This is a genomic window from Sandarakinorhabdus sp. DWP1-3-1 (assembly GCF_049896705.1).
Taxonomy (GTDB): Bacteria; Pseudomonadota; Alphaproteobacteria; order Sphingomonadales; family Sphingomonadaceae; genus Sandarakinorhabdus.
Map to the genome: position 1 here is coordinate 529,215 of NZ_JAFCUV010000003.1, position 20,597 is coordinate 549,811.

Annotated in this window: 13 protein-coding genes; 2 read left to right on the forward strand and 11 right to left on the reverse strand. The window is 70.2% G+C overall.

Annotated features, from left to right (window positions below; translation table 11 throughout):
- Positions 1–42: 42 nt before the first annotated feature.
- Complete coding sequence (locus tag ACP7AI_RS16255) at positions 43–861, forward strand: SDR family NAD(P)-dependent oxidoreductase (protein WP_426169590.1); 819 nt, start codon at positions 43–45, stop codon at positions 859–861.
- Here the strand turns inward: ACP7AI_RS16255 and ACP7AI_RS16260 are convergent.
- From ACP7AI_RS16260 to ACP7AI_RS16280, 5 genes are all read right to left on the reverse strand, one after another.
- Positions 858–9,023, reverse strand: a complete 8,166-nt coding sequence (locus tag ACP7AI_RS16260) for a GH36-type glycosyl hydrolase domain-containing protein (protein ID WP_426169594.1) — start codon at positions 9,021–9,023, stop codon at positions 858–860. The two genes, ACP7AI_RS16255 and ACP7AI_RS16260, sit on opposite strands and share 4 nt — an antisense overlap.
- 62 nt (positions 9,024–9,085) lie before the next feature.
- Positions 9,086–9,559 carry a pyridoxal-phosphate dependent enzyme gene (locus ACP7AI_RS16265; RefSeq protein WP_426169597.1) on the reverse strand — a complete coding sequence of 158 codons (474 nt, stop codon included), beginning with the start codon at positions 9,557–9,559 and terminating at the stop codon, positions 9,086–9,088.
- A complete protein-coding gene (locus ACP7AI_RS16270; protein ID WP_426169600.1) occupies positions 9,559–10,326 on the reverse strand; it encodes an SDR family NAD(P)-dependent oxidoreductase in 768 nt (255 codons plus the stop codon). The genes ACP7AI_RS16265 and ACP7AI_RS16270 overlap by 1 nt, the downstream gene beginning before the upstream one ends.
- Positions 10,323–11,651, reverse strand: coding sequence for a histidinol dehydrogenase (gene hisD / locus ACP7AI_RS16275; RefSeq protein ID WP_426169602.1), 1,329 nt, complete (start codon positions 11,649–11,651; stop codon positions 10,323–10,325). The genes ACP7AI_RS16270 and hisD overlap by 4 nt, the downstream gene beginning before the upstream one ends.
- A gap of 2 nt (positions 11,652–11,653) precedes the next feature.
- Positions 11,654–12,631 carry an ester cyclase gene (locus tag ACP7AI_RS16280; RefSeq protein ID WP_426169604.1) on the reverse strand — a complete coding sequence of 326 codons (978 nt, stop codon included), beginning with the start codon at positions 12,629–12,631 and terminating at the stop codon, positions 11,654–11,656.
- A 60-nt stretch (positions 12,632–12,691) separates the two neighbouring features.
- Here ACP7AI_RS16280 and ACP7AI_RS16285 point away from each other — a divergent pair, with 60 nt between their 5' ends.
- Positions 12,692–13,630 carry a cupin domain-containing protein gene (locus tag ACP7AI_RS16285; protein WP_426169607.1) on the forward strand — a complete coding sequence of 313 codons (939 nt, stop codon included), beginning with the start codon at positions 12,692–12,694 and terminating at the stop codon, positions 13,628–13,630.
- On the opposite strand, the gene ACP7AI_RS16290 is transcribed toward ACP7AI_RS16285, so the two are convergent.
- Genes ACP7AI_RS16290 through ACP7AI_RS16315 form a run of 6 tightly spaced genes read right to left on the reverse strand, consistent with a single transcriptional unit; the run spans position 13,617 to position 20,544 of the window.
- A complete protein-coding gene (locus tag ACP7AI_RS16290) occupies positions 13,617–14,378 on the reverse strand; it encodes an HpcH/HpaI aldolase family protein (RefSeq protein WP_426169609.1) in 762 nt (253 codons plus the stop codon). The genes ACP7AI_RS16285 and ACP7AI_RS16290 overlap by 14 nt on opposite strands.
- Positions 14,378–15,511: a cobalamin-independent methionine synthase II family protein gene (locus ACP7AI_RS16295; protein ID WP_426169611.1), complete on the reverse strand. Its 1,134-nt coding sequence runs from the start codon at positions 15,509–15,511 to the stop codon at positions 14,378–14,380. Before ACP7AI_RS16295 ends, ACP7AI_RS16290 begins: the two co-directional genes overlap by 1 nt.
- A complete protein-coding gene (locus ACP7AI_RS16300; RefSeq protein WP_426169614.1) occupies positions 15,508–16,167 on the reverse strand; it encodes a hypothetical protein in 660 nt (219 codons plus the stop codon). Before ACP7AI_RS16300 ends, ACP7AI_RS16295 begins: the two co-directional genes overlap by 4 nt.
- A complete protein-coding gene (locus tag ACP7AI_RS16305) occupies positions 16,164–17,198 on the reverse strand; it encodes an ester cyclase (protein ID WP_426169616.1) in 1,035 nt (344 codons plus the stop codon). Before ACP7AI_RS16305 ends, ACP7AI_RS16300 begins: the two co-directional genes overlap by 4 nt.
- 35 nt (positions 17,199–17,233) lie before the next feature.
- Complete coding sequence (locus ACP7AI_RS16310; protein WP_426169619.1) at positions 17,234–18,487, reverse strand: MFS transporter; 1,254 nt, start codon at positions 18,485–18,487, stop codon at positions 17,234–17,236.
- Complete coding sequence (locus tag ACP7AI_RS16315; protein WP_426169621.1) at positions 18,484–20,544, reverse strand: beta-galactosidase; 2,061 nt, start codon at positions 20,542–20,544, stop codon at positions 18,484–18,486. Before ACP7AI_RS16315 ends, ACP7AI_RS16310 begins: the two co-directional genes overlap by 4 nt.
- Positions 20,545–20,597: the final 53 nt, after the last annotated feature.

Below are 20,597 nucleotides of genomic sequence, written 5' to 3' on the forward strand. Positions count from 1 at the left end.
ACCGGGCTAGCGTTGCGGCAAAACACGATGGGGAGAGCAAAGATGGGACGACTGGATGGCCGGGTGGCGTTCGTCACCGGCGCGGCGAGCGGCATCGGCCGGGCGGCGGCGATCGCGCTGGCCCGCGAAGGCGCCGGGGTGTTCCTGACCGACATCGACATGCGCGGCGGGCGCGAGACGGCGAAGGCCATCACCGAGGCCGGCGGGCGGGCGGAATTTCGCGGCCAGGACGTGGTGGAGGAAGACCGCTGGGCAGAGCTGGTCGCCAGCACGTTGCGGCTGTTCGGGCGGCTCGACATTCTCGTCAACAATGCCGGCATCGGCACCGGCGCGTCGGTGACGGAAATGACGCTCGACCAGTGGAACCGCCAGCTGGCGATCAACCTGACCGGCGTGTTCCTCGGCACCAAGCACAGCATCCCGGCGATGCGCGCCGACAAGCCCGAGGGCAGCTATCGCGGCGGCTCGATCATCAACATCTCGTCGGTGGCGGGGCTGGCGGGCTCGGCCGGCCTGTCGGGCTATTGCGCGACCAAGGGTGGGGTGCGGCTGTTCACCAAGGCGGTGGCGATGGAATGCGCCGCGGCGAAGGACGGCATTCGCGTCAATTCGGTCCACCCCGGCATCATCGACACGCCGATCTGGGGCAAGATCGACGAGGTCGGCACGATCAGCGCCGCGGTCGGCCTGCCGCCGGGCGCCAATACCGTCGATGCCGACCTGATCGCGACCGCGTCACCGCTGGGCTTTGCCGGGCTGCCGTCGGACATCGCCGACGGCATCGTGTTCCTGGCATCGGACGAATCGCGCTACATGACCGGGTCGGAACTGGTCATCGACGGCGGCTGGACGGCGCATTAGAGCGACCAGGCGATGTCGTGGTCGCCCGGCGACAGCGTCCAGGCGATGCTGCCGTCGGTGACCGCGAGCGGCTGGCCGTCGAGCGTGCAGGCGGATGCCGCGCCGCGGGTGATGGTCATGCGATAGCGGCAGTCGCCGAGGTTGAGCGCCAGCGTCAGGCCGGGCCAGTCGTCGGGGATGCACGGCTTCATGCGCACCGTGTCGCCGCTGCGGCGCAGGCCAAGGATGTGCTCGACGCCGGCGCGGTACATCCAGCCGGCGGCGCCGGTGTACCATGTCCAGCCGCCGCGGCCGGCGTTGGGCGCGACGCCATAGACATCGGCGGCGACGACATAGGGTTCGACGCGATAATGGTCGGCGTCGGCGGGGTTGAGCGCATGGTTGATCGGGTTGAGCAGCTGGAACAGGTCGACCGCGCCGCGGCCGTCGCCGGTCAATGCCGCGGCGATGATCGTCCACATCGCGGCATGGCTGTACTGGCCGCCGTTTTCGCGCAGGCCCGGGGGATAGCCGCGGATATAACCGGGGTCGTGGTCGGTCGCGTCGAACGGCGGGGTGAACAGCTTCACCAGCCGCTGCTCGCGATCGACAAGGTGGCGGCGGATGGAGCCGAGCGCCTGCCCCGCCCGCGCCGGATCGCCGGCGCCGCTGATGACGCTCCACGTCTGGGCGATCGAATCGATCTTGCACTCGTCGCTGTCGGCGCTGCCGAGCCAGGTGCTGTCGTCATAGGTGGCGCGGCGGTACCATTCGCCATCCCAGGCAACGGCCTCGATGGCGGCGCGGACGCTTTCGGCATGGGCGCGCCAGCGGGCGGCACGTTCGGGCTCGCGCGCATCGGCAAAGGGTGCGAAGCGGTTGATGGCGTGGATGAGGTGCCAGCCGAGCCAGACGCTCATGCCCTGCCCGCCTTCGCCGACGCGGTTCATGCCGTCGTTCCAGTCGCCGCCGCCGATCAGCGGCAGGCCGAGCGCGCCGGTCATCGCCACCGACTGGTCGAGCGCCAGCGCGCAATGGGTATAGAGCGACGCCGTGTCGTGGCTGGTGTCGGGCTGGTAGAAGGCGTCGTGCTCGTGCGGTTCCAGCGCCCGGCCCTCGAGGAACGGGATCGCCGTCTCGAGGATCGCCGCGTCGCCTGTCGATTCGACATAGTCGGCGACCGAGATCGCCAGCCAGCCGCGATCGTCGGAGATGCGGGTGCGGACGCCGCGGCCGCTTTCGGGCAGCCACCAATGCTGGACATCGCCTTCGCGGAACTGGCGGCCGGCGGCGCGCAGCAGGTGCGGGCGGACGAGATCGGGCCGCGCCAGCAGCAGCGCGCCGCCGTCCTGCAACTGGTCGCGAAAGCCATAGGCACCGCTGGCCTGGTAGAAACCGGCGCGGCCCCAGACCCGGCAGCCGAGCACCTGGTAGAGCAGCCAGCCGTTGAGCATGATGTCCATGGCGCGGTCAGGGCTGCGCAATTCGATGGTGCCGAGCGTGCGGCGCCAATGGTCGGTGGTCCGCGCCAGTTCGGCGTCGAGATCGGCGTCGCGCCAGTGGCGGACAAGCGCCCGCGCCGCATCGCGGTCGGCGGCCTGGCCGATCGTCCAGACCAGTTCACAGGCTTCGCCAGGGGCGAGCGTGACCTCGGTCATCAGTACGGCGCAGGGGTCGAGCCCGGCACCGCAAGCCGGCGCCAGCGGCGTGTCATGGGCGAGTGCGGCCGGTGCGGCGAGGCTGCCGCCGCGGCCGACGAAAGCCGCGCGGTCGCAGGTCCAGCCGGTCTGGCAGCCGCCCAGGTCGGCAAAGGCGATGCGGCCCCCGGTTTCGGGATCGAAGGGATTGCGGGCGAACAGCGCGCCGGTGTCGGCATCGTGTTCGGTGACGATGTGCGCCGCGGTCTTCGATCGCGCCTGGCCCAGCACCCATTCGGCATAGCCCGTCACCGACAGCACGCGGGTTTCGCTCGACATGTTGCGCAGGGTCAGGCGCGCCAGCCTGAGCGGCGCATCGAGCGGGACATGGACGAGCAGGTCGCTTTCGATGCCATGGCCCGAGGCATGGAAGCGGCTGTAACCGAAGCCGTGGCGCGTGCAGCGGCGGCCATCGGTGCCGGCGGGCGCCTGCGTCGGTGACCAGACCTGGCCGGTGTCGAGGTCGCGGATATACAGCATGTCGCCGGGCGGATCGGCGACGGTGTCGTTCGACCAGGGCGTCAGCTGGTTTTCGCGAGCGTTGCCGGCCCAGATCGCGCCGAGCCCGTCGGCCGAGACCTGGCAGCCGAAATCGGGGTTGGCGAGGACGTTGATCCACGGCGCCGGGGTCGCCTCGCGGCCATCGAGGACGATGGCATATTCGCGGCCATCGGCATGGAAGCCGCCATGGCCGTTCCAGTATTCGAGGCTGTCTGGATGCGGCAGCGCCATCTCGCGCGGGCGGCCGGGGCGCGGGCGATGCGTCGCGGCCGTCAGCGCCGGCGGCACCACGGCCAGCGCCGCCTCCGGCCGCTGCAATTGCCGGCGCAGGCTGCCGCGCTGAGCGGCGATCTCCACCCGGGCGAGCGCGCGCAGCGTCGCCACCTGCTGTTCGAGCATCAGGTCGGCGCGCAGCGTGTAGACGTCGCCGCGCACCCCCGCCGGCGCCGGCCGCGCCCTGACCGCGCGCACCGCATCGTCGATGCCATTCTGCAGGTCCTGGACATACGAGGCACGGCGCTGGTTGAGGATGACGAGATCGAACGCGAGGAAGCGCGCCTGCAGGAACTCGAAGGCGCGCAGCAGGTCGACGACGACGCCCATGTCGCGCGGATCGTCGATGCGGACGACGACGATCGGCAGGTCGCCCGAAATGCCGTGCACCCACAGCGCCGATTGCGGCCCCGCCGCCGCCGCGACCAGCGCCGGTGGCGGCGCATGGACGGCGCCGGCGTTGACGATATGCGCGGCGAGGCGCTGAAAATCGGCGGCGTCGCCGGCATCGAGGCGGAGGAAGCGGCGCTCGACCTGGGCCTGGGTCCAGGCGCCGAGCTCGGCGCGGTCGAAGGCGGCGGGCTCGCGGTGGCGGTCGATGGCCTCCAGCAGTTCGGCGCGCGAGGCGGCGGCAATGGTCCAGAAGGCGACGCGGACCGTCTGGCCGGGTGGCACGACCAGCGGGCAGCGCAATGCGAACGCCGGGTCGATCACGGTGCCGCAATGGCCGCCGAGCCGGGTGCCGGGGGCCAGCCCGACGGGATCGGCGGCGCCGTGCCCGCGGCCGATGAAGGCGCTGCGATCGGTGTCCCATGCGATGGGGCCGGCGGATTCGCCCTGCACGACGGCAAGATGCGCCACCCAGATCGACGGGTCACTGCTGCCGCGCGGCCGGCGGCGGGCGATGAGCACCGGGCCCTCCAGCTGTTCGGTTTCGACGAACATGCGGGCAAAGGCCGGGTGGGCGAGATCGGTATCCTGCGCACCGACCGACAGCTCCATCAGCGAGGTGACGTCGATGCGCCGCGCCCGGTTGCCGCGATTGGCGATCGACACGCGGCGTACCTCGGCGTCGTCCTCGGGCGAGATCAGCACCTCGGTCGTCGTCGCCAGCACGCCGTCGCGACGGCGGAATTCGGCGCGGCCCTCGGTGAAGATCGCGGTATATTGCGTCGGCAGGCCGCCGCGCGGTGCCATTGTCGCCGACCATGACGCGCCGCTGTGATGGTCGCTGACATAGAGCCAGGCGCCGTAATTTTCGACCACCGGGTCCTCGCGCCAGCGGTTGATCGCCAGCCCCTTCCAGCGGCTGTAGCCGGCGCCGTTGCCGGTCAGCAGCACCGCATAGCGGCCGTTCGACAGCAGGTGGACGGGGTGCACGGCGCCGGCGTGCTGGCTGTAGCTGCGGGTGGCGCCGGGTTCGGCGGGGCGGTCGGTCGCGGCGACGGTTGTTTCTTCGGCGCGCGGATTGAAGGTGCCGACGCCGCGCGGCGGCCGCTCGTGCAGCAGCAACGCCGTCGCCTCGATCATCGGTTCGGCGTGAAAGGCATCGCGCAACCGGCCGCCATCGAGGACATTGGTGATCGCCAGCAGCGCCATGCCCTGGTGGTGCGCCATATAGGTGCGGACGACGGCGCCGCGCTCGCCGCTCGGCACCCGCGCCGGGGTGAAATCGATGGCTTCGTAAAAGCCGAATTCGCCGCGGCCGCCGATCGCCTCCAGCGCCGCCAGATTGTCGAGCGCGGCGGCGGCATCGACCATCGTCGCCAGCCCGGTCGCATAGGGCGCGATGACAAGGTTTTCCGACAGGCCGCGCTTCAGCCCCAGGCCCGGCACGCCGAAGTTGCTGTACTGATAGGTCATTTCGCGATCGCGAGCATTATACGCCGATTCGGAGATGCCCCAGGGCACGTCGGCCTCGCGGGCATATTCGCGCTGGCGCTGGATGACATGGCGGTTGGAGGTTTCGAGCAGGCTGCCGTCGGGCGCGCGCATCAGCAGCGACGGCATCAGATATTCGAACATCGATCCCGACCAGGAGATCAGCACCGACGAATTGCCGACGGTGGTGGCGCTGCGGCCGAGGCGGAACCAGTGCTTGGCGGGAATATCGCCCTTGGCGATGGCGAACAGGCTGGCGAGGCGCGCTTCCGACGCCAGCAGGTCATAGCAGCTTTCGTCGCGGCGGTTGTCGGCGACCGACCAGCCGATCGACAGCAGCAGGCGTTCCGGATCGAGCAGGAAGGCAAAGTCCATCGCCAGCGCCATTGCCCGCGCCTCGGCCGCCAGCGCGGCGGCGGCGGCATCGTCCCAGGCGTCGAGCAGGTTGGCCAGCGCAATCAGGTGGCCGGCGAGATTGCCGCTGTCGACGGCGGACACATACGCCGGTTCGAGCACGCGCAAGTCGCGGGTGTCGTACCAGTTGAACAGATGGCCGCGGTAGAGCGCCAGGCGGCGCAGCGTGGCAAAGGTCGCCTGCAGCCGCTCGAGCGCCTCGGCCTGCGTGCACCATTGGCGATCGCGCGCGGTGGCGACGACGAGCAGGTAAAGCCCGATATTGGTCGGCGAGGTGCGGCCGGCGACGATCGGCACCGGGGTTTCCTGGAAATTGTCGGGCGGCAGGTGGTTGTGCTCGGCGGTGACGTGCGTCGTGAAGAACCGCCAGGTCTGGAGCGCGATATCCTCCAGCCGGCGGCGCTGGGCGGCATCGAGCACCGGGGCGGTGGCGACGGGGCGCGGCTGGCTGATCGCCCAGGCGACGGCGGGCGCCGCCAGCCACAGCAGCGCCAGCGGCACGACCAGCGGCGCGATGGCCGGCTGCAGCCAGACGGCGGCGGCGGCGGCGACGCCGACCAGCAGCAGCGATCGGCCCATGAACCAGTAGGTCTGCGCGACGCCGGGGTTGGGGCCGGCGCTCGCCGAGGCGGCGGTGGTCCATTCGAGCAGGTTGCGACGGGTGATGGTCAGCCGGACGAGGGTGCGCACGATGGCGTCGATCATCCGCACCGCCTGGTCGGCGACGGTCGTCAATTGCAACGCGATATGGCCGAAGGCGGAGCGGATTTCGCTGCCGATGACGCCGAGGTGGGCGCGCAGCGGCACGTCGCGGGGCCGCGGCGCCAGCAGCAGCGACGGCAGCGGCAGCAGCGGCGGAACGGCGACCAGCAGCAGCAGGCCGACCAGCCATTGCACCGCGGCCGCCGCTGGCATGAACCAGCCGCCGACCAGCGCCACCAGGATCGACGGCGCCACCAGAGAGCGGCGCAGATTGTCGAGCATCTTGGCGCGGCCGTTGCCTGGCAGCCGGGTGGCGGGCGTCCGGCCGCGCCCGAGGATCCACGGCAGCAGCTGCCAGTCGCCGCGCACCCAGCGGTGCTGGCGGCGGACGGCGGCATCGTAGCGGACGGGGAAATCCTCCACGACCTCGACATCGGAAATCAGCCCGGCGCGGGCATGGATGCCCTCGAACAGGTCATGGCTGAGCATGGTGTTGACGGGCACCCGGCCCTCCATCGACGCCATGAAGGTATCGATTTCATAGATGCCCTTGCCGGTGAAAGAGCCTTCGCCGATCAGGTCCTGGTACAGGTCGGACGCGGCGGCGGCATAGGGATCGATGCCCGCCGGGCCGCCGGCCAGCGCCTCGAACGCCGAAGGCCCGCGGCCGATCGGCAGCGCGATGGTGACCCGCGGCTGCATGATGCCATAGCCGGCGACGACGCGGCGCTGGGCGACATCGAAGCGCGGCCGGTTGAGCGGGTGCGCCATCTTGCCGATCATCCGGCGCGCGGCGCCCATCGGCAGCTGGGTGTCGGCATCGAGGGTGATGACGTAGCGCACGCCCTGCGGCACCGTGGGGGAGCCGCCGTCGGGGCCGTAATAGGAGGTATCGGTGGCGCCGCGCAGCAGGCGGTTGAGTTCGTGCAGCTTGCCGCGCTTTCTTTCCCAGCCCATCCAGCGGCGTTCCGCCGGATTGTACTGGCGGCGGCGGTGGAGGAACAAGAAGCGCGGGGCACCGTCGGATGTCGGATGCCGGGCATTGAGCGCCGCCACCGCGGCATGGGCCTCGACCAGCCGCTCGGCCTCGCCGGGCAGCGTCTCGCTGGCTGCGTCGCCGAAATCCGACAGCAGCGCATAGCGGACGGCATCCTCGCGGGTGCGCAGGTGGTGGATCTCGAGGGTGGCGATCTCCTCGTGGACGCGGGTGTTGGAGCCGAGCAGGATCGGCACGACGACCAGCGTCTGCAGGCCGGGCGGCACGCCGTCCTTCATCTCCAGCGCCGGGATGATGCGCGGCGGCAGCACCGTCGCCATCACCCGGTTGACGATCGCGGTCGCCGTCTCGATCGCCATGACCAGCACCGCCGCCAGCATCGGCACCACGAACCACCACGGCAGCGCGGCGTGGCGCAGCCCGATCAGCGGCGCCTGCAGCACCAGCAGCGCGACCAGCATGACGATGCCGATGTAATAGAGGATGCCGCCCTCGCGCAGGCGCCGCGCCAGACGGGTATCGACCGGCGGCACGAAACCGATGTCGTCCTCCAGCAGCGGCCGGCCCGGGCCGATCAGGTAGAAGCCCGGGTCCTTGTCGACGAAATTGTCGCGCAGCCGCGCGTCGGCCAGCGCGATGGCGCGGGCGGCGACGGCGTCCTCGGCATAGGCGGAGCCGCGCGACAGCTCCTCCAATGCGTTGCGGTAGAGATTGCGCGAGACGAAATCCATGCCGGCAAAGGCGCTGCCGGCGCGCAGCACGCGATCGGGCAGGCCGACCGATTCGACCATGTCGCCCCAGTCGGTTTCCGCGATGATCCGCATCGAGGTGATGACGTTGCGGATGGAGGCGGTGGAGGCGATTAGCGCGGTCTGCGCCAGCGTGTCGATCGCGCTGATGCTGGTGCCGGCGGCGGCGGCCTGGGATTCGAGCCAGCGCCGCGCCATCTCGCTGCGATTGTCGGCGTCGCGCAGGCGCAGGGCAAGCTGGCTCATGAACGCCGTCGGCTGCGGGCCGTCGATCGTCGTCAGGCTGGCGAGCGCGACCGCGTCGCTCGGCGCCGCGAACAGCGCATTGGCAAAGGCTTCGGCGCGAGTCCGGTCCTGTTCGTCGGCGATGGCGAGGTCGGCGAGGCGGCGCAGGTTCTCGACCATGACCAGCTGTAGCGCGATGGCCAGCGCCCACAGCTCGCCGATGGTCAGCGCGCTGACCTGCTGATAGGCGCCGACATAGCGGCGGAAGCGCTGTTCCTCGAACAGGCTGTCGCTGTGCGCGACATAGGCCCAGGCGATGGCAAAGACGCGCGGCAGCGTCGCCAGCGGGCCGTCGGCGAGCTTGGGCAATTGCCGGTAGAAATCGGTCGGCAGGTCGTCGCGGATCTTGCGGATCTGCTTTTCGACGATGTGGTAATTGTCGATCAGCCAGACCGCCGCCGGCGCGATCGGCCGGTCGAGCTCCAGCGCCTCCGCCGTTTCGCGATAGGTACGGCGCAGCGCCGCGGCATTGTCGTCGAGCCGGGTCAGCAGCTGGCGCGAGCGCAGCGACCCGGTCTCGATCTGCTCGGCACGCGCCAGCGACTGGGCGTGCAATTCCAGACGCTCCACCCCGAACAGTTCGGCCCTGAGCGGCGTCGGGTCGCGCCAGACCGGGGCGGTCAGCGCCTTGCGGGTCCGTTGGTCGAGGGCGCCTTTGAGCGTGGATCGGGCGGGGGATATCACCCCGTGTTGCTAGCGCGTATTGGCGGACCGCGACTAGGGACATTCGGCGTAGCGCCGCGCCCTCAGGCCTCGGTGATCCCGATGATTTCGGCGGCAAGGCCCCGGGTCGCCAGCGCCGCGACGATGACCTGGGCCCGGCCGGGGTCGGTGAGGTCGAGGCTGAAGGTAATGCTGACGACGCGGGCGCCGAAGCCTTCGGTGCAGGCGATCTTGGTGCGCGGCGTGCCGTTGGGCATCACCACCGTTACCGGAATGCCGAGCCGGCGGCCGTGATAGGCGACGCCCTGGGCGTGATTGCCCGCCGACACCGCGACGACGCCGCGGGCCCGCTCGGCATCCGACAGCTGCAGCAGGCGGTTGAGCGCGCCGCGTTCCTTGAACGAGGCGGTGAACTGCAGATTCTCGAACTTCAGCCAGACATCGGCACCGGTCAGCTGGGACAGCGTCTGCGACGGCAGGAACGGCGTCCGCACGACGGCACCGGCGATGGCATCGGCAGCCTGTCGCACATCGTCGATCGTCAGCGCGCCGGCCATCAGTCCGCCGTCCAGCCGCCGTCGACGACGAGGCTGGTGCCGGTGACCAGCGACGAAGCCGGAGCGGCGAGGAACAGGATCGCGCCGGTCAGGTCGTCGACGGTGCCGAGCCGGCCGAGCTTGATCCGCGCCAATACATTGGCGCGGAACGCCGGGTCATCGAGGAACGGCCGCGTCATCGGGGTCTCGATGAAGGTCGGCGCCAGCGTGTTCGAGCGGATGCCATGACTGGCGAGATCGAGCGCCATCGCCTTGCTCATGCCCTCCAGCGCCCATTTCGACGCACAGTAGAGCGAGCGGTTGGGCCCGCCGACATGGCCCATCTGCGACCCGACATGGATCAGCGAGCCGCCCTTGCCGGCGGCGATCATGCCGCGCGCCGCGCCCTGCGCCACGAAGAACGCCGCCTTGACGTTCAAATCGAGCACCGCGTCGTAATCGGCCTCGGTCACGTTCTGCATCGGCATCGGCCGGTTGGTGCCGGCATTGTTGACGAGGATGTCGAAGGCCGGGCGGTCGGCGAAGAAGGCCGAGACGGCCGAGAGGTCGCGGACATCGAGGCACGCCGATTCGGCGGCATCGCCGCGCGCCGCCAGCGCCGTCGCGACCGCCGCCACCTCGTCGCCCGAGCGCGCCACCAGCGTCACATGCGCCCCTGCCCCGGCCAGTGTCGCCGCCGCCGCCAGCCCGATGCCGCGGCCGGCACCGGTGACCAGCGCGCGCTTGCCGTCGAGCCTAAAATCGGGCGGCGGTGGCAGCACCGTCATTCGGCGGCCAGCAGCGGCCCGGCGACCCCGGCATAGGGAATGTTGCGGCCGCCATGGCGGCGCACGCGGATATTGGCCTGCTCGCCATGGCCGGCAAAGCCCTCCAGCGCACACAGCCGGCTGCAATATTCGCCGATCATCGTGCTGGCGCTGTCGGTCAGCACGCGCTGGTAGGTGCAGGTCTTCAGGAACTTGCCGACCCACAACCCGCCGGTGAAGCGCGCCGATTTCTTCGTCGGCAACGTGTGGTTAGTGCCGATGACCTTGTCGCCATAGCTGACGTTGGTGCGCGCCCCGAGGAACAGCGCGCCGTAATTGGTCATGTGCTGCAGGAAATAATCGGGGTCGCGGGTCATCACCTGGACGTGCTCCGACGCAATGTCGTCGGCGATGCGGACCATCTCGGCATCGTCTTCGGCGACGATGACTTCGCCGAAGCTGTCCCAGGCGCGGCGGGCGATCTCGGCGGTGGGCAATATGCCGAGCAGGCGCTCGACCTCGCGCATCGTGTCCTCCGCCAGCGCCCGCGAGGTGGTCAACAGGATCGCCGGGGAATCGGGGCCGTGTTCGGCCTGGCCGAGCAGGTCGGTGGCGCACAATTCGCCATCGGCGCCGATCTCGTCGGCGATGACCAGGGTTTCCGTCGGTCCGGCGAACAGGTCGATGCCGACGCGGCCGAACAGCTGGCGCTTGGCCTCCGCGACAAAGGCGTTGCCGGGGCCGACGAGCATGTCCACGGCCGCCATGCTGGCGGTGCCGAGCGCCATCGCGCCGACCGCCTGGATGCCACCGAGGCACCAGATTTCATCGGCGCCGGCCATGGCCTGGGCGGCGACGATGGCGGGTGCCGGACGGCCCTGGAACGGCGGCGCGCAGGTGACGACGCGCGGCACGCCGGCGACCTTGGCGGTGATGACGCTCATGTGTGCCGACGCCAGCAGCGGATATTTGCCGCCGGGCACATAGCAGCCGGCGGCATTGACCGGGATATGGCGGTGGCCGAGGACGACGCCGGGCAGAGTCTCGACCTCGACATCCTGCATCGATTCGCGCTGGATGCGGGCGAAGTTGCGCACCTGCACTTGCGCGAACTCGATGTCCTTCAGCGCCTGCGCCGGCAGCTGGTCGATGCAATCCTGGATCTCGGCGGCGGTCAGCCGGTAACTGTCGCGGTCCCAGCCGTCGAATTTCACCGACAGCTCACGCACCGCCGCATCGCCGCGGGCCGAAATATCGGCAAGGATCGCCTCCACCGTGTCGCGTACCTTGCGATCGCTGTCGGCACGGGCTTCGGACGTCGCGCCGCGCTTCAACCATTCGGCCATCGTCAGCTCCTGTCGTTGAGGGCCGCCATGCGCGCAAACAGGTCGATGCCCATCTGCGACAGCAGCTCGGAAATGTCGATCATCACCCAGTTTTCCGCCAGCCGGTCACCGTCGCGGCGCCAGAAATCCATGACCCGCATGGTGATGGCGCGATCGGTCGGGGCGAGCCCCAGCCAGCCGCCGCCGCGATGCGTGGCGGTGATGCTCGGCCAGCCGGTGGAGGCGACGAAGTGGCCGTCGCCGAACCGGGCGCGGTGATTGCCGCCGACGCGATCGGGGAAGGCGGTCAGGAACGGCAGCTGGTGGCCGCGCTCGTAATCGGCATGGCCGCGGAAGCTGCCGATCGGGCCGGGGCCGAACCACCAGAAATCGTCGCGCCAATAGGCCGTCATGCCCATCGTCGCGAGGCCCTGGCCATCGAAGCGCATCAGCCCGCCGATCATCGCCTCGACAAGCGCGAGGCTGGCGGCGCTCTCCAGCGCCAGGCTGGCGCCGCTTTCGTCAGTCGCCGTCGGCCAGATGCCGCCGCCGATCGGGCCGGGCGCCATAAGCAGCGGACCCAGCGGCGGGCCCAGCGGCCAGGCGCCGGCCTGCATCATCAGCGCCGGCAGGTCGATCAGCACGATGGTCTCGATGGCCTTGCCATCCTGCCAGTTCTGGAAACAGCCGAAGCGGACATGGGCGATGCGGCCGGTCGGCGGGATGCCGAACAGCGGCGCCAGGAAGCGGCCGAACAGATGGCCGCTGGTTGCCGTCCACAGGCCGCCGCGGAAAATCCCGCGCATCGCGATATCGGCGCGGACCTCGAAACCGGGCAGCGCGGCGGCCAGCGGTGCCAGCAACTGGTTGGCGACGACACCGGCGCCGTTGCCGCCTTCGACCGGGTGAAAGGCGTTCAGCCGATGGTCCGGCGCCAGCCATTCGAGGGCATCGGCGGCAAAGATGCCGTGCGGGTCGGTGCTGGTCTCGCTGGGTGGCATAAGAGCATATTGACTGCGAATGCAAAGCTGTTCAAGCACAGAAATCACAGGAGCTTGCCGATGACCGAAAATGCGTCCCGACAGTCATGGACCCCGGCGGGCATGGCGGCGCGGATCGTGCGCTATGCCGATCTGCAGCCCTGCTACAACGCTTTCATCGACACGCGCACGCCGGGGTCGGAAGCCAAGGAGAATTTCACCATCATCGGCCCCGGCGTGTCCGAAAACCCCGAGCAGCATGTCCATATCGCCGAGCCGCACGGCTTCAACATCGGCGGCGCCCGCCAGCCGCCGAACTGCGTGAATTCGCAGCACAGCCATGACACGGCCGAGGTCTTCGTCGTCCACAGCGGCCATTGGCGCTTCGATCTCGGCGAGCATGGCGACGATGCGCAGGTGTTGCTGGCGCCGGGCGACGTCGTCTCGCTGCCGGTCGGCTGCTTCCGCGGTTTCACAAACGTCGGCGACGATATCGGCTTCCTCTGGGCCGTGCTCGGCGGCGACGATCCGGGGCGGGTGACCTGGGCGCCGCAGGTGTTCGACCTGGCCGCCGAACACGGCCTGGTGCTGCTCGAAACCGGGCAGCTGCTCGACAGCACGCGCGGCGATGTCGCGCCCGCCGGCGTCGGGCCGATGCCGCGTACATCGGCGGCGCAGGTGGCGGCGCTGCGGCGGATAGGCCCCACCGACGCCGAAAATCTGGCGTGGCGCGCGACGCCCGGCGCGGGCGAGACGCCGGTGATCGCGCCGGGCGCGGCGCTCGATGGGCCGCATCCCTTTACCCTGTCGCGGATCGACCTCGCCGCCGGCGAGGCGCTGGCCGCGGCGACCCCCGCCACGCCGGAGGTGCTGTTCGTCCACCGGGGCGAGATGACAATCGGCTGGGACGGCGGCGCCGTGACGCTCGCCGCCGGCGACACGATGACAGTGCCGATCGGGCTGACGCGCCGCATCGCCAGCGCCGCCGGCGGCGTCGGCTATCGCGTCAGCGGGCTCTGATCGCCGCGCCCAGCCGGGCGGCGCCCTGCAGCAGGAAATCCTGGTCCGACTGCAGCAGGAACAGCGAGGCGCCGCGGGCGCGCCATTCCGGCACATCCTCGGTACGGCCGAGGAACATGCCGACCGTCCGCCCCGCCGCCTGCCCCGCCGCGCAGATGCGCTCGACCGCGGCGACGACCGGGGCGTCGTTCATCGTCTCGGCCCCCATCGAGATCGTCAGGTCGGCGCGGCCGATGAACAGCGCGTCGATGCCCGCGACCGCGGCGATCTCGTCGATGGCGTCGACGGCCTCGGCATCCTCGATCTGGGCGATGACGATGACCTCGCGCGCCGCCGCGCGGTGGCCGGCCATGCCGAGCGTCGTATAGGCCGCTGCCCGGCTGCTGCCGGCATAGCCGCGGCCGCCCGGCACATAATGGCAGGCGCGTACCGCCGCGCGGGCCTCGGCGACCGAGCGGATGTGCGGGATGACGACGCCATCGGCGCCGCAATCGAGCGCACTCAATATCTGTTCGTGCGCCGCCGACGCCGGCCGCACCAGCACCGGCATGCCGCCGGCACGCGCCGCCATGATGCACAGGTCGAGCGCGGCGCGATCGAAGGGCGCGTGTTCGCCATCGAGCACCAGGCAATCGAGCGACGACAGCGCCAGCACCTCGACATTGTGCGGATGCGGCGTCTTCACCCAGGTCCCGGCAAGCAGGTCGCCGGCGCGCAGGGCCTCGCGAAAATCGGTGACACGCGACATCAGAGCATTTTCCCGGCCAGCGCCGCCCCGTCGGCGAGCGCACCGAGCTTGGCATAGACGATATCGGGATCGACCGCACCGAAACCGGCAAATGTCGAAAAGCCGCAATCGGTGCCGGCAATCACCCGGTCTGGACCGACGATGCCGGCGAACCGCACGATGCGTTCGGCGACGACGCGCGGGTGCTCGACGAAGTTGGTGGTCGAATCGATGCAGCCGGGGATGAGGATCTTGTCGGCGGGGATGATGTCGAGCATCTCGGCGAAGTAATTCCAGTCGTGCTGGTGGCGGGGGTTCGACGTTTCGAACAGCAGCCCGGCGGGTTTCGCCTGCATCAGCGTCGGCAGGATGACCCCCATTTCGACATCATGGGTGTGCGGTCCCTCGTAATTGCCCCAGCAGATATGCATGCGCACCCGGTCGGCGGGCACGTTGCGTAGGGCATGGTTGAGGACGGCGACGTGACTGCCGATCAGCTGCAGATATTCGGCATCGCTGCGGCCCTTGTACATCATGTGGCGGCCGAGCCCGAGGTCGGGCGAATCGAGCTGCAGGATCAGCCCGGCGGCGACGATCGCTTCATATTCGGGCCGCATCGCCTCGGCGAGAGCTTCAAGATAGGCGTCCTGCGTCGGGTAATATTCATTGGGCTGGAACAGCGCGATGACACCGGGGGACGCCGCATTCATGAAGCCACCGGCGGGGGCGTGGCGCGCCAGTGCGGCGGCCATGTGCGCAAGGTCGGCATCGAGCGGGGCGAGCGTCGCCGGCGCCACCGGGCCGACGCATTTGGGGCGGCGATAGGTGGGCGTGCCGCCACCCTTGGCCTGGCGTTCGAGAAACCCCGGGAAGTCCTCCAGGTCGGCGGGCGGCGTGCGGGGTGAATCGCCGTCGAAGCCGGTGATGCGGTCCTTGATATAGGTGGCGTAGGAGATTTTCGACATCTCGCCGTCGGACACCAGGTCGATGCCCGCGGCGACCTGCCGCCAGACCGCCTCGTCGACGGCGGCGCCGATGACCGTATAGAAAGTGGCCGCGTCGACGGCCTCGCCGCGTTCGGCGGCAAACACCAGGTCGGTGACGGCGCGCGACCGCGGCAGCGAGCCGACATGGGTGGTGAGGATCTGCGTCATGCTGGCAACTCCCGATCAGGCGTGTGGCGACCAGCCGCTACCGCGATTGCGGCTTCGCCGGCGGCGTCGCGGACGATCCGGACATCGCCGTCGCGCCACAGCGCCGCGACATGGACGAAGCCGGCGCTGCGCACCGGGCCGGGGCCGAGGCGATGCACCGCGAACAGCGCCGCGCCGTGTGCGTCGTCGCCGAAGGCGCGCACGACGAAAACATGGCTGCGGCCATCGGGGAAGGCCTGCGGGATGCCATCGCCGATGGCGAGGACGCGCGCCACGCCCGCTGGCGCCAGCGCCGGATGGTCCGAGGCGGCAAAAGCGAGGCCACTCCCGGCCTGGGTGAGCGCCGGATCGAAGGCGACATCGATGCGCGGTTCGGCGGCGCCGGGGAGGCCGGGCCCCAATCGCCACATCCGGGCGATACCACCCTCCCCCACATCGGCGATGAGCGCCCGGTCCCCGTCGACGATGGCGAGGTGGCCGGGGAGTTCGATGCCGTCACAGTCCGCCGCCAGTTGCAGCGGCGCGGCGCGGAAGCCTTCGAGGATCGCCGGGACGCCGTAGAGTTCGACGCCGAAGGCGGCCAGACGGCACATATGGAGGAGGCCGTCGGCCGCCTGGCCCGCCGCCAGCGCCCGCAATGTTGCAATATCGGTCATGCGCCGAGCCCGCCGGCGACCTGGCGCAGCACGGCGAGTTCGTCGAACACGGTCGTGTCCTCGACGATCGAGCCGCCGCGCAGCCGATAGTGGCTGACGGCGAGGATGACGATCTCGCGGCCCGATGCCGGCCCCCACAGGCCATCGCCGCGATGCACGCCGGCCAGCGTCCAGCGCAGCGCCACGGCGATATCGCCGTCGGGCAAAGGCCGCGCCGCGACATGGCCGAGCCGCCACGACACTTCGTGGAGCGCCGCGCGGATTTGCGTCAGGCAGCCGATCCAGCAACCGCGACCATGGCCCAGCCGCCCGCTCGGCCAGCGCACTTCGACGGTGGGCGACAGTGCCGCCGCCGCTTCGCCGTACAGGTCCGCGCCCAGCGCCAGCGCCAGCATCGCCGCCGGCCCTTCCGCCGGGTGGCCCGCCGGGATCGCGACCGGCGCAGCATCGCGGGTTTCGGCGATCAGGTCCGCGCGCCAGCCGTGCCGCGACGGGTCGCCGAGCGCATCGCCCGCCGCCTGCGCCCGCGCCACTGCCCAGGGGTCGCCGCCGACCTGCGCCACGCCGCGCAGATTGTCGCGCACCAGCCATTCCTCGACGATGCGGTTCTCGCGGCACAGGCAGTCGGCGATGGTCATCACGCCGTTCGACCGCCGCGTCGCCGGGCCGAGCAGTGCGTCGGGCCCCATGTGGGTCGAGGTGCTGACGATGCGGTGCGAGCTGTACAGCCCGGCGGCGCCATCGTCGCTCCAGATCACATCCTCGCCGATCAGCCGCCGGTCCGGGGTCGCCGCCAGCGTCGTGATGGTGTTCTGCACCACCGCCTCGACGCCGCGCACCGGCCCGGCCAACGTGTGGATGGCGCAGTCCGCGGCATAATGGCTGCGGCACAGGCCGATGTTCTTTTCCTCCCAGATGCGATGCGTGCAGCGGATGATGTAATCGACGAAGTCGCGATAGACGGGGTCATAGCCGGGCAGGTCCTGCCGACGCGGCCCGGGTTCGAGCAGATCGGCAAGGCTGCGCCTCATCGGCGAGCGTATCTCGGGAAGATCGTCCCAGCGCATCATGCGGCAACTTTCAGTGTCTCGGGCAAGCTGCGCCAGACCAGCGCCGCCAGCGCAAAGGCCGCGCAGCCGATCAGCATCACGGGTGCCATGCCCCAGATCGGCACCAGCGCGCCGGTCAGCGGCGGCGCCATGATCGAGATGATGCGGCCCCAGTTGTAGATCGACGCCGCTGTCGAGCGCAGGTGCGGCGGGTAGAGTTCGGAAAACCACGGCCCCCAGACGGCGCTCGCCGACAGCATGAAGCCATAGGAAAAGCCGACCACGGCGAACGGGATCGGCGACAGCGGCACGAACAGATAGACGGGGATGATCAACGCCGCGGCGACAAAGCCCCAGGCGCCGACCCGGCGCCCCCAGATGTCGGACATCCGCCCCCAGGCAAAGCCGCCCAGCGCCGCGGCGATGAACTGGAAGGCGAGGACAGTGCCGACGACATCGGGCGGGATCAGCCGCACTTCCTTCAGATACGTCGTCGCCCAGCCGGTAAATGCCTGATAGGCAAAGAAATTGAGCCCGGTCATGGTCACCAGCAGCAGCGTCTGGCGGCGCACGCCGGCGTCGAACAATTCGGTGATCGGCAGCGGGCGCGCGGCAATCACCGGCGCATCGGGATCGACACCCCACGGCACCAGCCGGCGATCATCGGGGATGAACAGCGGCGCGAACAGCGCGGCGACGATGGGCACGATGCCGACATAGAGCATCAACCGCCAGTCATGGCCCGCCGCCACCGTCTGCCCGGCGGCAAAGCTGAGCACCGCCACGGCGACATTGTAGATGCCGAGCACGAAGCCGGCGACGGTGCCGCGGGTGCGGCTGGCGAACAGCCCCGAATAGATGCCGACGGTGATCGGGAACATGGAGCCGAGGAAAAAGCCCATCAGCCCGCGTTCGAGCGCCAGCTGCCAGAAGTCGGTGACCCAGATGCCGGCCAGCAGCGCACTGCCATAGCCGAGCATGACGATCATCAGCGCCGTGCGCCGGCCGATGCGATCGGCGACCTGGCCCATGACGACGGCGCCGACCAGCGCGCCCGAGGACTGGATGCTGTACAGCCAGCCCGATTGCGCGATCGTCATGCCGACGCTGTCGCGGATGTATGGCCGCAGGATGTCGACGGTGTTCCAGGACCAGGCGTAGAAGAAATAGCCGACCATCAGGAAGCCGAGCGCGGCATAGCGGCGGCCGGCCGACAGGTCCTCGGCGCGCGGCCGCCCCGGCGGGATGGTGGTCACGGCGATGGCGGTCATCGTTGCCCGAGCACGGCGACGCCCCAGGGCGGCAGCGTCAGCCGCGGTCCCGCCGGCGCGCCATCGAGAAGGCTGGTCATGCCCGGCGGCAGCGGCAGCGACTGCTCGCTCGTCGCCCAGTTGATGACGACATGGGTGGTCCGGCCGCCGCCGCTGCGCGCCGCCACCTCGACGCCGTCGGGCACGCCGGGCAGCAAGGGCGCCGCGCCGGCCTGCGCGGCGCACCAGGCGAGGAGTTTCTGCAGCGCCGCGGCATCGAGCCAGACGCCCACGTACGTCACCCGCCCCCGGCCGACGCGGCGCGTCACCACCGCTGGTGCATCGTCGAGCCAGTCGGCCGAGCGCGGGTAGCGCATCAGCACCGTCACATCGGGCGCATCGATCGCCAGCCGTTCGGCCCAGATCGCCGCGCTGCCCGTCGCGATGTCGCCCGTCACGGCGATCGGCGCCGGCGGCACATGGGTCTGGTCGACATGGGCGCCGACCAGTGCCGCGAGCGGCCCCGGCGCACCCGGCGTCCACAGCGCGTTGGTCGGGTCCTTCACCCCCGACCGCGGCCCCAGCACCAGATGGCCGCCGCCGCGCACATAGTCGGCCAGCGCCTTTGCCGCCGCGGCGTCGATGACGTGCGGCAGCGGCGCCACCACCAGCTTGTAGCGCTTGAGGTCGGTCGGTTGGTTGAGGACGGCGACGCCGGCCACGCTTGGCCGCACGGCACGGTAGAAATCGGTGAACAGCGTGAACGGGTTGAAATCGACCGTCATCGGCTGGCGCCGGATCGCCCAGCGACTGGGGAAATCATGCAGCATCGCGGTATCCGCGATCGGCACCGTGCCGGCGATGACGTCGCGAACCCGGGCGAATTCGGCACCGACCTGCGCCGCCTCGGCATAGACCGGTTGGGGCCGGCCGCCGGCATCGGTCAGGGCGCCATGGAATTGTTCGACACCGCCCAGCGCCGGCCGCCAGGTCCAGAACGCATAGCCGTCGGCACCATGGCCGACGGCCTGCCACGCCATCGCCCGCACCTCGCCGCGCGGCATCGTGTAATTGCGTTCGGCCCAGTTGGTGTTGCCCGGTGCCGTCTCCATGATCCAGAAATTGCGGCCCAGGAAGCCGCGATTCATGTCGTGCAACAGCCCGCCTTCGGCCGGATCGACGCGAGGACCCGGGAAATACCAGTCCCAGGACACGAGATCGAGCGGCTGCGCCGTCAGCGCGAAATCGAAATTGTCGTAGCGGCCGGTGAAATTGGTCGTGATGAAGCGGTCCCCCGGCAGATGCGGCCGGATCGCATCGATCTGGACCTGCTGGTAGTCGCGCCATTGTTCGCTGAAGAAGCGCAGCCAATCGAGGTAGAGCGACGGGCTGTCGCCGGCGCCGGGGATCGGCACCTGCGCCCAATCCGAATAGGCAAGGCTCCATTGCGCGCCATGATAGGCGGCGTTGAAGCGGTCGATGCTGCTGTACTTGGCGCGTAGCCATTGCTGGAAGCGCCGGCGCGTCTCGGCATCGAAGGTGGCGCGGCCATATTCATTGTCGACCTGGACGCCGATGACCGCCGGTTTGCCGCCGTAGCGCGCGGCCATGGCACCGGCGATCGCCGCAGCCTTTTGCCGGTAAAGCGCGCTGCCGACCGAGAAATGCCGGCGGGCGCCGTGGCGCGCCGGGCGGCCGTCCTCCTCGACGAGCAGCACCTCCGGGTAGCGCGCAGTGAGCCAGGCCGGCGGCGCCGCCGTCGGCGTGCCGAGCACGACCTTCAGGTCGTGCGCCGCAGCCTTTGCGATGGCGCGGTCGAGCCACGCCCAGTCATAGCGCCCTTCGGTCGGCTCGATCGTCGACCAGGCGAATTCGGCAACCCTGACGAAGGTGAATCCGGCGGCCTGCATGCGCTGCAGGTCGGCGTCCCAAGTGGCCTCGGGCCATTGCTCGGGGTACCAGGCCGTCCCATAGGCCAGCGGGCCGGCGGCCCCGGTCGGAACCGGCGGGGCGACAGGCGCCGCAGCGGCCAGCAGCGTCGCCCCCAACAGGCCCAGGACGCCACGCCACACGCGCATCACTTACTCCGGTCTGGCCAAGGCGGCGGCGGCACGATCAGCCGCCACCGCCG

Bases quoted from the DNA above. Each gene is read 5' to 3' on its own strand.
- ACP7AI_RS16255 (WP_426169590.1), top strand. From the start codon at position 43: ATGGGACGACTGGATGGCCGGGTGGCGTTCGTCACCGGCGCGGCGAGC.
- ACP7AI_RS16315 (WP_426169621.1), bottom strand. From the start codon at position 20,544: ATGCGCGTGTGGCGTGGCGTCCTGGGCCTGTTGGGGGCGACGCTGCTG.
- ACP7AI_RS16290 (WP_426169609.1), bottom strand. From the start codon at position 14,378: ATGTCGCGTGTCACCGATTTTCGCGAGGCCCTGCGCGCCGGCGACCTG.
- ACP7AI_RS16280 (WP_426169604.1), bottom strand. From the start codon at position 12,631: ATGCCACCCAGCGAGACCAGCACCGACCCGCACGGCATCTTTGCCGCC.
- ACP7AI_RS16285 (WP_426169607.1), top strand. From the start codon at position 12,692: ATGACCGAAAATGCGTCCCGACAGTCATGGACCCCGGCGGGCATGGCG.
- ACP7AI_RS16310 (WP_426169619.1), bottom strand. From the start codon at position 18,487: ATGACCGCCATCGCCGTGACCACCATCCCGCCGGGGCGGCCGCGCGCC.
- ACP7AI_RS16270 (WP_426169600.1), bottom strand. From the start codon at position 10,326: ATGACGGTGCTGCCACCGCCGCCCGATTTTAGGCTCGACGGCAAGCGC.
- hisD (WP_426169602.1), bottom strand. From the start codon at position 11,651: ATGGCCGAATGGTTGAAGCGCGGCGCGACGTCCGAAGCCCGTGCCGAC.
- ACP7AI_RS16265 (WP_426169597.1), bottom strand. From the start codon at position 9,559: ATGGCCGGCGCGCTGACGATCGACGATGTGCGACAGGCTGCCGATGCC.
- ACP7AI_RS16305 (WP_426169616.1), bottom strand. From the start codon at position 17,198: ATGAGGCGCAGCCTTGCCGATCTGCTCGAACCCGGGCCGCGTCGGCAG.
- ACP7AI_RS16295 (WP_426169611.1), bottom strand. From the start codon at position 15,511: ATGACGCAGATCCTCACCACCCATGTCGGCTCGCTGCCGCGGTCGCGC.
- ACP7AI_RS16300 (WP_426169614.1), bottom strand. From the start codon at position 16,167: ATGACCGATATTGCAACATTGCGGGCGCTGGCGGCGGGCCAGGCGGCC.